Origin of the sequence: Streptomyces sp. NPDC093065, from assembly GCF_044754585.1 — a bacterium.
In the GTDB taxonomy this organism is placed as follows: Bacteria; Actinomycetota; Actinomycetes; order Streptomycetales; family Streptomycetaceae; genus Streptomyces.
This window is the reverse complement of the sequence record NZ_JBIVPJ010000010.1, coordinates 211,909-225,704: the sequence shown is the minus strand read 5'-3', so window position 1 is coordinate 225,704 and position 13,796 is coordinate 211,909. Positions and strand designations below refer to the sequence as shown.

Here is a 13,796-nt window from a genome sequence, read left to right as displayed (position 1 = left end):
CTGAGGGGTCTCCCGCTTTCTCGCCGGTCGGTTCAGCCCACGGGCCATCGAGGTACGTGGCACCGCGGTGGCTCCGACTCCACCGGCCGGACGTGACCGTTTCGGATGGTCCCCCGCCAGCCCTCGCCCTCCTGCCCGAGGCCCTCCACGAACTCCTTGAAATGCGCCAGTTCGGACCGGACCACGCGTCGGACGAGTCCGGACGCGTCCGCCAGGAGGACCACGAGGCGCGGTCGCAGGAGCTCGATGTGCACGGTGACCGCGGTGCTGTCCGGTGCGGTCTCGTGGAACGTCACCTCTCCCCGGTGACGTGCGTCCAGACCGCGCCATGCCACACAGGTGTCCGGCTGCTGCTCGACGATCTCGGTCGCGAACTCGTGGCGCGCCGGCCCCAGTCCCACGGTCCAGTGGGTGATGGCAGGTCTGACCTGGTCCACCTTCACCACCGAGGTCATGAACCGGGGGAACGTCCTGAACTGGGTCCACTGGTTGTAGACGGTGCGCACCGGCACCGCGACCTGCACCGTCTCTTCGATCGTGGTCATGGCTCGCCCGTCTGCGATGGATGTCCCCTCAGTCTCACCGTCCTGCCGGAGTGCCGCCATGTGGATCTTGGTGGTGCTCGGGCGCACCCCGCGAGGCCCGCTTGCGACCGCGCGGGCATGGCGTTTGGCTGGACGAAAGCGCCGCGCATCAGGAGTTGCCATGTCGATGTCGACATTCGGTTTCGGTTCGTCGGACCCGTTCAGTGACATGCTCAACCGCTTCTTCGGCATGTCGCCGGCGTCGTCGCCGCCCGCGGTGCAGCGCGTGCCCATCGGGCGGCTCCTGACCGAGTCCTCCCAGGAACTCATCAACCTCGCCGCCCGGCGGGCCGTCGAGGACGGGACGTCCGACCTCGACACGGAACATCTCCTGTGGGCGGCCACCAAGGTGGATCCCGCCCGGCGGATCCTCGTCCGGGCGGGCGTCGATCCGGATTCCTTCGCCGACGACATCGCCCGCGTCCTGCCCCGGGAGTCGGGCGAGCCGTCGGCCGAGCCCGGTCTGACCCCCGCGGCCAAGCGCACGCTCGCCGCGGCGTACGAGCGTTCGCAGGCCGCAGGGGTGTCGTACATCGGCCCCGAGCACATCCTCAGCGCCCTGCTCGACGACAGCGACACGGGCGCCGCCCGGATGATGCGTGCGGACGGCCTCGACCCGGCGAAACTCGCGGGACTCGCCGAGCAGACGGGACGCGGCGACGGCGGATCCACCGGCCGGAAGAAGCCGGCGACCACCCTGGACGAGTTCGGCCGGGACCTCACGGAAGAGGCCAGGGCCGGAAAACTCGACCCGGTGGTCGGGCGTGCGGAGGAGATCGAGCAGACCGTCGAGATCCTTTCGCGCCGCTCCAAGAACAACCCCGTTCTCATCGGAGAACCGGGAGTCGGCAAGACCGCGATCGTCGAGGGGCTGGCCCAGCGCATCGTGGCGGGTGAGGTTCCCGGCACCCTCAAGGACAAGCGCGTCGTCGCGCTCGACCTGTCCGGCATGGTGGCGGGCGCGCAGTACCGGGGACAGTTCGAGGAGCGGCTCAAGAAGGTCATCGAGGACGTCCAGCAGGCCCGCGGCGACATCATCCTGTTCATCGACGAACTCCACACCGTCGTCGGTGCCGGAGCCGGCGGCGAGAGTTCCATGGACGCCGGGAACATGCTGAAGCCCGCCCTCGCGCGCGGCGAACTCCACGTGGTGGGTGCGACGACCATCGACGAGTACCGCAAGCACGTGGAGAAGGACGCGGCCCTCGAACGCCGCTTCCAGCCCGTGCTGGTCCCCGAGCCGACGGTCGAGGAGACCCTGCAGATCCTCGAGGGCCTGCGCGACGCCTACGAGGCGCACCACCAGGTCCGCTTCGCCGACGGCGCCCTGGCAGCGGCGGCGGAGCTGTCCGACCGCTACGTCAGCGACCGCTTCCTGCCCGACAAGGCGATCGACCTGATGGACCAGGCGGGCGCCCGCGTACGGCTGCGCAGCGCGAGCCGTTCCACCGAGGCCGTCGGCCGCGAGGACCGCATCGCCCGGCTGCGCCGGGAACAGGAGCAGGCCGTCGCCGCCGAGGACTACGACCGGGCGGGTGAGCTGAAGCGCGAGATCGCCGAGGCGGAGGGCGAACTGGCCGGCATCGAGGAGCGCCGCGAGGGCGTCGTCTCCGTCACCGCCGACGACATCGCCGATGTGATCTCCCGCCGCACCGGCATCCCGGTCTCCCAGCTGACGGCCGGGGAGAAGGAGCGGCTGCTCAAGCTGGAGGAGGAGATGCACGCCCGGATCGTCGGCCAGGACGAGGCGGTCACCGCCGTCTCGCGGGCGGTGCGCCGCAACCGGGCCGGCATGGGCGACCCCGACCGCCCCGTGGGCTCCTTCCTCTTCCTCGGCCCTACCGGCGTCGGCAAGACCGAGCTGGCCAAGACCCTCGCCGAGCTCCTGTTCGGCGAGGAGAACCGCATGGTCCGCTTCGACATGAGCGAGTTCCAGGAGAAGCACACCGTCGCCCGGCTCGTCGGGGCGCCCCCGGGATACGTCGGCTACGAGGAGGCCGGCCAGCTCACCGAGAAGGTCCGCCGCCAGCCCTACAGCGTGGTCCTGTTCGACGAGGTGGAAAAGGCCCACCCCGACGTCTTCAACACGCTGCTGCAGATCCTGGACGACGGCCGCCTCACCGACGGACAGGGCCGCACCGTCGACTTCCGGCACTGCGTGATCATCATGACGTCCAACATCGGTGCCCACCGCATCCTCGACCACAAGGGCGACGCGGCCGGTCTCAAGGACGAACTGATGGAGGAACTACGGGCCCGCTTCCTGCCCGAGTTCCTGAACCGGATCGACGACATCATCGTCTTCCACAGTCTCACCCAGGACGATCTGACCGAGATCCTGAACCACCTCCTCGCCCAGAGCGAGCACCGCGTGCACGCCCAGGGCATCAAGCTGGAGGTCACCGAGGCCGCCAGGAAACTGCTCATCGCCCACGGCTACCGGCCGGAGTTCGGCGCCCGCCCGCTGCGCCGCACCATCCAGGCCGAACTCGACAACCGCATCGCCGACCTGCTCCTGGGCGGCGAGGCCGGTCCCGGGGACACCGTCGTCGCCGACGTACATCAGGACGCGCTCGTCTGCACCGTGCGCAAGACGGCCGACGACGCGTCCTGACGCCGGGCCCGGCGCCGGCGGGGTCTGCCCGCTCAGCACTCGATGATGTTCACCGCGAGCCCGCCCCGGGCCGTCTCCTTGTACTTGACCGACATGTCGGCGCCGGTGTCCTTCATGGTCTTGATGACCTTGTCCAGGGAGACCTTGTGGGACCCGTCGCCGCGCATCGCCATCCGGGCCGCCGTGACCGCCTTGACGGCGGCCATGCCGTTGCGCTCGATGCACGGGATCTGGACGAGGCCGCCGACCGGGTCGCAGGTGAGGCCGAGGTTGTGCTCCATGCCGATCTCGGCGGCGTTCTCCACCTGCTCCGGTGAGCCGCCGAGCACCTCGGCGAGGGCGCCCGCGGCCATCGAGCAGGCGGAGCCGACCTCGCCCTGGCAGCCGACCTCGGCGCCGGAGATGGAGGCGTTCTCCTTGAAGAGCATGCCGATCGCGCCGGCCGCCAGGAGGAAGCGGACCACGCCGTCCTCGTCGGCACCGGGGACGAAGTTCACGTAGTAGTGCAGGACCGCCGGGATGATGCCGGCCGCGCCGTTGGTGGGGGCCGTGACGACCCGGCCGCCGGCCGCGTTCTCCTCGTTCACGGCCATCGCGTAGAGCGTGATCCACTCCATGGCCAGGGCCTGCGGGTCGCCCTCGGAGCGCAGCTTGCGCGCGGTGTTCGCGGCGCGGCGGCGGACCTTCAGGCCGCCCGGAAGGATGCCCTCGCGGGTCATGCCGCGCTCGACGCACGCCTGCATCACGCGCCAGATCTCCAGCAGACCCGTGCGGATCTCGCCCTCGTCGCGCCAGGCACGCTCGTTCTCCAGCATCAGCGCCGAGATGGACAGACCCGTCTCGCGGGTCAGGCGCAGCAGCTCGTCGCCGGTGCGGAAGGGGTACTTCAGGACCGTGTCGTCGAGCACGATGCGGTCGGCGCCGACCGCGTCCTCGTCGACGACGAAGCCGCCGCCCACCGAGTAGTAGGTCTTGGTCAGCACCTCGGCGCCCTCGGCGTCGTACGCCCACAGGGTCATGCCGTTGGCGTGGTAGGGGAGGGCCTTGCGACGGTGCAGGACCATGTCGTCGTCGTAGGAGAAGGCGATCTCGCGCTCGCCGAGGAGGCGGAGGCGGCCGGCCGACCTGATCGTCTCGACGCGGTCGTCGGCGCTCTCCACGTCCACCGTGCGCGGTGAGTCGCCCTCCAGGCCGAGCAGCACCGCCTTGGGCGTGCCGTGGCCGTGGCCGGTGGCGCCGAGGGAGCCGTACAGCTCGGCGCGGACCGAGGCGACGGAGTCCAGCAGCTCCTCGTTGCGCAGGCGGCGGGCGAACATGCGGGCCGCGCGCATCGGGCCGACCGTGTGCGAACTCGACGGGCCGATGCCGATCGAGAACAGGTCGAAGACCGAGATGGCCACGGGGACTCCTCAGAACGGGGGTGGTGCGGAGGGGGTGCTTCGGGTGGGGCGCCGGGCCCCGCTCGTGGCGGGCGCGGCGCCCCGCCCTCGGACGCGGTGTCTACTTGTTCAGACCCGGGTACAGCGGGTGCTTGTCGGCCAGGGCCTTCACCCTGGCCTTGAGCGCCTCGGCGTCGTAGGACGGCTTCAGTGCCTGGGCGATCACGTCGGCGACCTCGGCGAAGTCCTCGGCGGTGAAGCCTCGGGTCGCCAGGGCCGGCGTACCGATGCGCAGACCGGAGGTCACCATCGGGGGACGCGGGTCGTTCGGGACGGCGTTGCGGTTGACCGTGATGCCGACCTCGTGGAGGCGGTCCTCGGCCTGCTGTCCGTCCAGTTCGGAGTCGCGCAGGTCCACCAGGACCAGGTGGACGTCCGTGCCGCCGGTCAGGACCGACACGCCCGCCGCCTTCGCGTCGTCCTTCACCAGGCGCTCGGCGAGGATGCGGGCACCGTCCAGCGTACGACGCTGGCGCTCCTTGAAGTCCTCGCTCGCGGCGACCTTGAAGGCGACGGCCTTGGCGGCCACCACGTGCTCCAGCGGGCCACCCTGCTGACCGGGGAAGACGGCGGAGTTGATCTTCTTGGCCAGCTCGGCCGTGGAGAGGATCACACCGCCGCGCGGGCCGCCCAGGGTCTTGTGCGTGGTGGTGGTGACCACGTGGGCGTGCGGCACCGGGTTCGGGTGCAGGCCCGCCGCGACCAGACCGGCGAAGTGCGCCATGTCGACCATCAGGTACGCGCCGACCTCGTCCGCGACCTTGCGGAACGCGGCGAAGTCCAGCTGCCGCGGGTACGCCGACCAGCCGGCCACGATCAGCTTCGGCCTGTTCTCCTTGGCGAGGCGCTCCACCTCGGCCATGTCGACCCGGCCGTCGTCGCCGACGTGGTAGGCGACGACGTTGTAGAGCTTGCCGGAGAAGTTGATCTTCATGCCGTGGGTCAGGTGCCCGCCGTGGGCGAGGTTCAGACCCATGATCGTGTCGCCCGGCTTGAGCAGCGCGAACATCGCCGCCGCGTTGGCCTGGGCGCCCGAGTGCGGCTGCACGTTGGCGTGCTCGGCGCCGAAGAGCGCCTTGACCCGGTCGATCGCGATCTGCTCGACCACGTCGACGTGCTCGCAGCCGCCGTAGTAGCGGCGGCCGGGGTAGCCCTCGGCGTACTTGTTGGTGAGGACCGAGCCCTGGGCCTCCATGACCGCGACCGGGGCGAAGTTCTCCGAGGCGATCATCTCGAGGGTGGACTGCTGGCGGTCCAGCTCGGCGTCGACGGCTGCGGCGACGTCCGGGTCCAGCTCGTGCAGGGGTGTGTTCAGAAGCGACATGCGGTCGGGACTCCTCAGCCGGCGGTGAAGGCGGTGTACTCGTCGGCGGAGAGCAGGTCGGCCGGCTCGTCCGTGATCCGCACCTTGAACAGCCAGCCGCCCTCGAAGGGGGCGCTGTTCACCAGCGACGGGTCGTTGACGACGTCCTCGTTGACCTCGGTGATCTCACCGGAGACGGGGGAGTACAGGTCGGAGACGGACTTGGTCGACTCCAGTTCGCCGCAGGTCTCGCCCGCGGTCACCGAGTCGCCGACCTCGGGGAGCTGGACGAAGACGACGTCACCGAGCGCGTTGGCCGCGTGCTCCGTGATGCCGACCGTCGAGACGCCGTCCTCGGCGCCCGACAGCCACTCGTGCTCCTTGCTGTAGCGCAGCTGCTGGGGGTTGCTCATGGCCTGAATTCTCCTGTACGCGAGGAAGTGGCTGGTGAAGGGGGTGATGGGGGAACGAGCGAGGCAGGGGGCCGCCGGGGAGGGCCGCCGCCCAGTGTCTACTTCCGGCGCTTGTAGAACGGCAGCGCCACGACCTCGTACGGCTCGTGACTGCCCCGGATGTCCACGCCGACGTCCTCGGTTCCCGGGGCCGCGTGCGCGGGGTCGACGTACGCCATGGCGATCGGCTTGCCCAGCGTCGGGGACGGAGCACCCGAGGTGACCTCGCCGATCACCGCGCCGCCCGCGACCACCCGGTACCCGGAGCGCGGGACCCGGCGGCCCTCGGCGACCAGGCCCACCAGGACGCGGGGCGGGTTCTGCTCCGCCCGGGAAGCGGCCTCGGCCAGCGAGGCGCGCCCGACGAAGTCGCCCTCCTTCTCGAACTTCACCACCCGGCCGAGACCGGCGTCGAACGGGGTCAGCGCGGTCGACAGCTCGTTGCCGTACAGCGGCATGCCCGCCTCCAGGCGGAGCGTGTCCCGGCAGGACAGGCCGCACGGGACCAGCCCCACGCCCTCGCCCGCCTTGGTCAGCGCCTGCCACAGCTCGACGGCGTGCTGCGGCGCCACGAACAGCTCGAAGCCGTCCTCGCCGGTGTAGCCGGTGCGTGCGATCAGCGCCGGGACGCCGGCGACCGTGCCGGGCAGCCCCGCGTAGTACTTCAGGCCCTCCAGGTCGGCGTCGGTGAGCGACGCGAGGATGCCCGGGGACTCGGGGCCCTGCACGGCGAGCAGCGCGTAGGCGTCGCGGTCGTCGCGCACCTCGGCGTCGAAGCCCGCCGCCCGCCCGGTCAGCGCGTCCAGCACGGCCTGGGCGTTGGAGGCGTTGGCGACCACCATGTAGCGGGGGGACCCGGCCTCGGTGTCGCCCAGGCGGTAGACGATCAGGTCGTCCAGGATGCCGCCGTCCTCACGGCAGATCATGGTGTAGCGGGCCCGGCCCGGCTTCACGGTGCCGATGTTGCCGACCAGCGCGAAGTTCAGCAGCTCGGCCGCCTGCGGGCCGTTGACGGTGATCTCGCCCATGTGCGAGAGGTCGAAGAGACCGGCGCGGGTGCGCACCGCGACGTGCTCCTCGCGCTCGGAGCCGTAGCGCAGGGGCATGTCCCAGCCGGCGAAGTCGGTCATCGTCGCGCCCAGCGCGCGATGCGTGGCATCGAGCGCGGTACGGCGCGGTTCGGTACTGCTCATCGGTCGGTCGTCTCCCATGACAGGACGTGGCGAGGTCGGTCCTCCCCATCTGTCATCGGAACCTGAGAGGTTCGCCACGGCCACCGGAGTACGGCGATCAGGGCTTGCACCTTGGGTGGGACCGCCGTCGGGGGCGGTCCGCTTTTCAGATGTGCCTCGCCCGCGCGGTAACGGGGCCTGAGAGATTCAAGGGAGGGACTTGCTCCTTCGGCGCCCCGGCGCGGCCGGGGACTCTCCCGCGCGGATTCAAACGGCCGGTATGCAGTTGGCGCCGCCATCATTGCACGCCCCGGCGATCCGTGGGCAGAGCTGTTCTTGTAACCGGCTTGTGGCAGTAAGCGAACGAAAACGCGAGACCTGCGCATTACCTTCTCTTTACACTCGACGGGGAGGGCCTCGTGAACCGCCCCAGGGGAGGACGATCACGGTGAACAGGACCACGGCGTACGCCACGACCTCGGGACTCGCGCTGCCCGAGCAGCCGGCCGCTCCGGCGACCGAGGCGTGCGCCCCACTGCACGCGCCCGTCGTCCGTGACCTCAGGGACCGCGACGGCCGCAGCCCGCACGCCCTGCTCTTCGGACCCCGGGACCTGGTGGTGATCACCGGTCTGCCCGGCAGCGGCAAGTCCACGCTGATGCGGCGCACCGTGCGCGGCCCGCGCGTCGACTCCCAGGACACCCGCGACCGCTGGGAGCACCGCGTGCCGCGCCGGCTGCCCTACGCGCTCTACCGCCCCCTGGTCCGCCTCACCCACTACGCCGGACTGCGCCGCGCGGTGCGCTCCGGCGAGGGTGTCGTCGTGCACGACTGCGGCACCCAGGCCTGGGTGCGCGGCTGGCTGGCCCGCGCGGCCCGCCGCCGGGGCGGTGCCCTGCACCTGCTGCTCCTCGACGTCGCTCCCGACGACGCCCTGGCCGGCCAGCGCGAGCGCGGCCGGGGCGTGTCCCGGTACGCGTTCCTGCGGCACCGCGCGGCCAACTCCCGCCTGCTGCGCGCGGTGACCGCGGGCAGCCTGCCCGCCGGCTGCGCCTCGGCGGTCGTCCTGGACCGGGCCGCGGCCGGCACCCTGCGCCGGATCGCCTTCACGGGGTGACGCACGGTAGGGCACCGGGGCCGAACGGGTTAGCCTTTCAGCCACGAACAGCGGTATCAGGCAGGCGGTAGGTAGACAGATGGACTTCCCGGCACAGGCGCACCCTCATCCGCACGGCGGGTGGCCCGGCAACGAGCTGGAGGAGGTGCTGTCCGCCTCCCTCGGCGTCCCGACGGCCGGCGGCCGGATAGTGGAGGTCCTCGGCCGCAGCCTCCTGTGGGTACCCCTGCCGAGCGGCGGCGGACCGCACAGCGGCCCCCTCGACCTGCCCTCGCTGGAGATCGACGGCCAGGCCTACGTACCGGTGTTCAGCTCCGAGGAACAGCTCCGGCAGGTCGCCGGGCCGCAGATGGCGTACACCGTCGCCCCCGCCGTGGAGTTCGCCCGCGGCCTGCCGCCGCAGGCCGGCATCGCGCTGAACCCGGAGGGCGTGGTGGGCCTCCCGCTGCCGCCGCCCGCCGTGGCCGAACTGTGCCGGGCCGGACGCACCCCGCTGGACGGCCCCGCGTCCGGCGGACGGGTCCGCCTCTTCGAGCCCGACTGGCAGGACGACCCGGTGGACTTCCTGGCCGCCGCCTCCGCCGAGTTCGCCGCCACCGGCGTCGTACGCAGCGCGCGCCGCTGTCTGGCCGCCGTCGAGACCGCCGACCCGGCCCTGTACGTCGGCGTCGAACTGACCCACTGGGAGGGCGACGCCCAAGCCCTCCCCCTGGAGGCCCTCGGCCGCGCCCTGACCAAGTCCCCCCTCAGGTACCAGGTCAACCTGGTCCTCCTGGAGGCGGCCCAGGACCCGGTCTGCGACTGGATGCGGGACAAGGTCAGGCCGTTCTACGACCGGGACTTGTAAGCGCCCGTCGGGTGGGCGCCCCGAAGGGGCGCGGGGCTGTGACATGTGCGGCTCCGCCGCGCGGCGCGACAAGCCACAACGAATCCGCACCCGCCGACGGACAGCACACCCCGAGCTGGAAGGCCCCCCGCACCCGGCGGAGCCTTAAGCTGGTTCCGACACCGGGGGAACTTCTCGAAGGGGCGATACGCGTGAGCGCCAGCGGCACCACGACCGGACAGGTCGAGCACATGCTGCGCCAGGTCACGCCCGGGCGCTACGACGCCTACGAGGCCCTGCTGCGCGCCCTCGCCACTCCCACCTCCGGCCAGGTCTGGATGCTGCTGTGGCACGGACAGGCCGGCTCCCCGGACGCCCAGTACGGGAACATGGAGGTCGAGGGTTACGGCTACGCGCCCTGCGTGACCTCCGCCCAGGAGCTGTCCGCCAGTGGCTGGAACCGGTCGTACGAGGTGGTCGACGGCCTGGAGGTGGCCCGCGCCCTCTACCCGGACCACTACGGCCTGTGGCTCAACCCGCACGCCCCCGGCGGCGGCGTCGGCATCCCCTGGCTCGACCTGCGCCGTATCGCCTCTGGCCTGGACCGCCAGCCCGCCGGGCCCCTGCGCCTGTCCGAACCGGCCGTCGAGATCCCCCAGTTCTACGCCCTGCTCGCACAGAACGCCCACCGCACCCCGGCGGTCCGCGCGCTGCGCCGCGCCTGGGTGCAGCCGGCGCTCGGGGCGCCGTACCTCGCCATCGGCCTGGACGTGTACGACACCTCCCCGCCGGCCGTCGACGCGGTCCGCGCGATGATGCAGCAGTCCGTCGGCGCGGTGCCGGACGGGCTGCCGGTGTCCACGGTGGCGATGACCGACACGCACGACCCGGTCGCCCTGTGGCTGCGCGCCAACGCCCGCCCGTTCTACGACCGCGAGGCCCACGCGGCCGCCCCCGCCCAGGCACCGGCGGGCGGGTACGGATACCCTCCGGCCGGCAGCCGGTACTGACGTCGGAGATCATCTTCGCGCGTAGATGGCGGCGCAAAGCACCATCTTGTCCCTGATGTCCCAACTCGCCCGCGTCCGGCCCCCGTTACCCACTGTCCGGATAACGGAACACCTCAAACAGCATCACGTTTGCGCATCCATTCCCCGTCCCCTCTGGCTACAGATCGCCAAAGCGTTGAAGACTCCCGCAACAAGGGGTGGATGCTCGCCTCTTTGTACGACGGACTGATCACGCCGCTACAGCGGCAAGTGCGGGCCGGCTACCGCCGGTTGAGAGGGGTCCCTGCCAGATGACGGCACCATTGCACGAGCCGACCGCGGAAGCGGCCCCGAGTGCGGCAGAGGAAGCGGCGGTCGCCGGCGCCGAGGCCAAGTCGGTACAAGGGCGCTCCCTGGGCCGGATCGCCTGGGAGCGCCTGAAGAGGGACAGGCTGGCCCTCGCGGGCGGTGTCGTGGTGCTGGTCCTCATCGTGATCGCCGTGCTGGCTCCCCTGATCACCTCCCTGTACGGGCAGGAGCCCAACGCGTACAACGAGGACATGATCGACCCGCTGTTCGGCACCCCCACGGGCTCCCTGGGCGGTGTCAGCGGCGACCACTGGCTCGGGGTGGAGCCGGTCAACGGCCGCGACATCTTCGCCCGCATCGTCCACGGCTCACGGATCTCGCTCCTGGTGGGCTTCCTGTCCGCCATGGTCGCCGTGGTCCTCGGCACCGTCCTCGGTGTTCTCGCGGGCTTCTTCGGCGGCTGGGTCGACTCCCTCATCTGCCGGATCATGGACGGACTGCTGGCCTTCCCGCAGCTGCTCTTCATCATCGCCCTGGTCTCCGTCATGCCGGACAACATGCTCGGACTGAGCGGCACGGGCGTGCGCCTGCTCATGATGATCGTGGTCATCGGCTTCTTCGGCTGGCCCTACATCGGTCGCGTGGTCCGAGGCCAGACCCTCTCGATGCGCGAACGGGAGTACGTCGAGGCGGCCCGGTCGCTGGGGGCCGGACGGTTCTACATCCTGTTCAAGGAACTGCTGCCCAACCTGGTGGCGCCGATCATCGTCTACACCACGATGATGATCCCCACCAACATCCTCACCGAGGCGGCGCTCAGCTTCCTCGGCGTGGGCGTCAAGCCGCCCACGTCGTCCTGGGGGCAGATGCTCTCGAGCGCGATCGACTACTACAAGTCGGACCCCATGTACATGGTGGTTCCCGGTGTGGCGATCTTCATCACCGTTCTTGCCTTCAACCTCTTCGGTGACGGCGTGCGCGACGCGTTGGACCCGAAGGGTTCCCGCTGACCTGCCGTACCGCAAGGCGACCCGTGGCACCTGCACGGGGTCTCTCATCTAATCCGGAGGATCCGAGATCGTGACTACCCAACGCACCTCAGGGCGGCGCAAGCAGGCTTTGGCCGCTGCCGCAGTGGTCGCCGCGCTGCTGACCACGGCGGCGTGCGGCGGCGGCGGCGACGACGACGGCGGCAGCGGTTCGAAGAACGGCGCGGCCGGCTTCGACGCCGCCAACAACAAGGTCGCCCAGGCCTCCGAGGCCAAGAAGGGCGGCACGCTGAAGTTCGCCAGCACGCAGGACGCCGACTCGTGGGACACCACGCGTGGCTACTACGGCTTCATGTGGAACTTCTCCCGCTACTACAGCCGCCAGCTCGTCACGAACAAGACGGAGCCGGGCAAGACCGGTGCCGAGGTCACCCCCGACCTCGCGGCCGACGTCGCCAAGGTCTCGGCCGACGGCAAGACCTACACGTACACCCTGCGTGACGGCATCACCTGGGAGGACGGCAAGCCGATCACCTCCAAGGACGTCAAGTACGGCATCGAGCGCGTCTGGGCGCAGGACGTGCTGTCCGGCGGTCCGACGTACCTCAAGGAGGTGCTCGACCCCAAGGACGAGTACCAGGGTCCGTACAAGGACAAGGCCAAGGACAAGCTGGGTCTGAAGGCGATCGAGACGCCGGACGACAAGACGATCGTCTTCCACCTGCCGCAGGCCAACTCGGACTTCGAGGAGATGCTCGCGCTGACCTCGGCGTCCCCGGTCCGCCAGGACAAGGACACCAAGTCCAAGTACGGTCTGCACCCGTTCTCCTCGGGCCCGTACAAGTTCGAGTCCTACAACCCGGGCAAGGACCTGACCCTGGTCCGCAACGCCGAGTGGAAGCAGAGCTCGGACCCGGTCCGCAAGGCGTACCCGGACAAGATCACGATCAAGTTCTTCACCAACGCCAACGACCTGGACGCCCGCCTGATCGCCGGCGACTACGACATCGACCTGGCCCAGACCGGTCTGTCCCCGCAGGGTCGCACCACGGCGCTGAAGGAGCACAAGGAGAACCTGGACAACCCGATCTCGGGTTACATCCGGTACGCGTCCTTCCCGCAGAACGTGAAGCCGTTCGACAACATCCACTGCCGCAAGGCCGTGCTCTACGGGGCCGACCACGTCTCCCTGCAGACCGCGCGCGGCGGCCCGGTCGCCGGCGGTGACATCGGCACCAACATGCTGCCGCCCGCCGTTCCGGGCTCCGAGGGCCAGAAGTACGACCCGTACGAGATGGCCGGTGCCAACAAGAAGGGCAACGTCGAGAAGGCCAAGGAAGAGCTGAAGGCCTGCGGCAAGCCGAACGGCTTCAAGACCACCATCGCGGTCCGCAACAACAAGCCGGTCGAGGTCGCCACCGCCGAGTCCCTCCAGGCCTCGCTGAAGAAGGTCGGCATCAACGTCGAGATCGACCAGTACGACGGCTCGCAGTACGCCAGCGTCATCGGCAGCCCCTCGAACGTGAAGAAGAAGGGCTACGGCATCATCATCATGGGCTGGGGCCCGGACTTCCCGTCCGTGCAGGGCTACGGTCTGCCGCTGTGGCACAGCGACTACATCCTCGACAGCGCGAACAACAACTTCGCGATGATCGACGACCCGAAGATCGACGGTCTCTTCGCCGACTACCTGACCGCGAAGGACGACGCGGGCAAGCAGCAGATCGCCACGGAGATCAACCACAAGGTGATGGAGGGCGGCTACTACCTGCCCTTCGTCTTCGAGAAGTTCATCAACTGGCGTTCCAGCAACATCGCGAACGTGTACACCACCGACGCCTACAGCGGTATGTACGACTTCGTGAACCTCGGCCTGAAGAACCCCAAGAAGTAACCGGTACACCCGCCGTACGGCACGAAAGGCAGGTGAAGGCCGGCGCGGCGTGACCGCGGGCCGCCGGACGACCTCCGGCGGCCCGCGGGGCGCAGCGGGCCGCAACCC

General features: G+C 70.2%; 11 protein-coding genes and 1 riboswitch. Of the genes, 6 read left to right on the top strand and 5 right to left on the bottom strand.

Annotated elements, in window-relative coordinates:
* Window positions 1-32: 32 nt before the first annotated feature.
* Window positions 33-545, bottom strand: a complete 513-nt coding sequence (locus ACIQFU_RS19820) for an SRPBCC family protein (RefSeq protein WP_402553074.1) — start codon at window positions 543-545, stop codon at window positions 33-35.
* 160 nt (window positions 546-705) lie between these two features.
* Between ACIQFU_RS19820 and ACIQFU_RS19815 the strand changes: the two genes are divergently transcribed.
* The gene (locus ACIQFU_RS19815; protein ID WP_402553072.1) at window positions 706-3,198 is read left to right on the top strand and encodes an ATP-dependent Clp protease ATP-binding subunit; all 2,493 of its coding nucleotides are present in this window, start codon (window positions 706-708) and stop codon (window positions 3,196-3,198) included.
* 32 nt (window positions 3,199-3,230) lie between these two features.
* Here the strand turns inward: ACIQFU_RS19815 and ACIQFU_RS19810 are convergent, their stop codons facing one another.
* The 4 genes from ACIQFU_RS19810 to gcvT all read right to left on the bottom strand — a co-directional run bounded on the left by ACIQFU_RS19810 (window position 3,231) and on the right by gcvT (window position 7,585).
* Window positions 3,231-4,598 carry an L-serine ammonia-lyase gene (locus tag ACIQFU_RS19810; RefSeq protein WP_402553070.1) on the bottom strand — a complete coding sequence of 456 codons (1,368 nt, stop codon included), beginning with the start codon at window positions 4,596-4,598 and terminating at the stop codon, window positions 3,231-3,233.
* 100 nt (window positions 4,599-4,698) lie between these two features.
* On the bottom strand, window positions 4,699-5,961 hold the full coding sequence (gene glyA, locus ACIQFU_RS19805; protein WP_402553069.1) for a serine hydroxymethyltransferase: 1,263 nt from the start codon (window positions 5,959-5,961) through the stop codon (window positions 4,699-4,701).
* Window positions 5,962-5,975: 14 nt separating this feature from the next.
* The gene (gcvH, locus tag ACIQFU_RS19800) at window positions 5,976-6,353 is read right to left on the bottom strand and encodes a glycine cleavage system protein GcvH (protein WP_402553067.1); all 378 of its coding nucleotides are present in this window, start codon (window positions 6,351-6,353) and stop codon (window positions 5,976-5,978) included.
* Between the two features lie 98 nt (window positions 6,354-6,451).
* Window positions 6,452-7,585 (bottom strand): glycine cleavage system aminomethyltransferase GcvT, encoded by a 1,134-nt coding sequence (gene gcvT / locus ACIQFU_RS19795; protein WP_402553066.1) that lies wholly within the window; start codon window positions 7,583-7,585, stop codon window positions 6,452-6,454.
* 155 nt (window positions 7,586-7,740) lie between these two features.
* Window positions 7,741-7,834: riboswitch (glycine riboswitch) on the bottom strand.
* A 178-nt stretch (window positions 7,835-8,012) separates the two neighbouring features.
* On the opposite strand from gcvT, the gene ACIQFU_RS19790 reads away from it, so the two are divergent.
* The 5 genes from ACIQFU_RS19790 (at window position 8,013) to ACIQFU_RS19770 (ending at window position 13,688) form a co-directional block, all read left to right on the top strand.
* Window positions 8,013-8,681 carry an AAA family ATPase gene (locus ACIQFU_RS19790; RefSeq protein WP_402553065.1) on the top strand — a complete coding sequence of 223 codons (669 nt, stop codon included), beginning with the start codon at window positions 8,013-8,015 and terminating at the stop codon, window positions 8,679-8,681.
* Between the two features lie 79 nt (window positions 8,682-8,760).
* A complete protein-coding gene (locus ACIQFU_RS19785; RefSeq protein ID WP_402553063.1) occupies window positions 8,761-9,528 on the top strand; it encodes an enhanced serine sensitivity protein SseB in 768 nt (255 codons plus the stop codon).
* 191 nt (window positions 9,529-9,719) lie between these two features.
* On the top strand, window positions 9,720-10,517 hold the full coding sequence (locus ACIQFU_RS19780; RefSeq protein ID WP_402553061.1) for an enhanced serine sensitivity protein SseB C-terminal domain-containing protein: 798 nt from the start codon (window positions 9,720-9,722) through the stop codon (window positions 10,515-10,517).
* 290 nt (window positions 10,518-10,807) lie between these two features.
* Window positions 10,808-11,815, top strand: a complete 1,008-nt coding sequence (locus ACIQFU_RS19775) for an ABC transporter permease (RefSeq protein WP_402553059.1) — start codon at window positions 10,808-10,810, stop codon at window positions 11,813-11,815.
* Between the two features lie 70 nt (window positions 11,816-11,885).
* A complete protein-coding gene (locus ACIQFU_RS19770) occupies window positions 11,886-13,688 on the top strand; it encodes an ABC transporter substrate-binding protein (protein ID WP_402553057.1) in 1,803 nt (600 codons plus the stop codon).
* The last annotated feature ends 108 nt before the right edge of the window (window positions 13,689-13,796 follow it).

Excerpts from the sequence above, each read along its gene's own strand:
- ACIQFU_RS19815 (WP_402553072.1), top strand. The coding sequence starts at position 706 with ATGTCGATGTCGACATTCGGTTTCGGTTCGTCGGACCCGTTCAGTGAC.
- ACIQFU_RS19820 (WP_402553074.1), bottom strand. The coding sequence starts at position 545 with ATGACCACGATCGAAGAGACGGTGCAGGTCGCGGTGCCGGTGCGCACC.
- glyA (WP_402553069.1), bottom strand. The coding sequence starts at position 5,961 with ATGTCGCTTCTGAACACACCCCTGCACGAGCTGGACCCGGACGTCGCC.
- ACIQFU_RS19775 (WP_402553059.1), top strand. The coding sequence starts at position 10,808 with ATGACGGCACCATTGCACGAGCCGACCGCGGAAGCGGCCCCGAGTGCG.
- gcvH (WP_402553067.1), bottom strand. The coding sequence starts at position 6,353 with ATGAGCAACCCCCAGCAGCTGCGCTACAGCAAGGAGCACGAGTGGCTG.
- gcvT (WP_402553066.1), bottom strand. The coding sequence starts at position 7,585 with ATGAGCAGTACCGAACCGCGCCGTACCGCGCTCGATGCCACGCATCGC.
- ACIQFU_RS19785 (WP_402553063.1), top strand. The coding sequence starts at position 8,761 with ATGGACTTCCCGGCACAGGCGCACCCTCATCCGCACGGCGGGTGGCCC.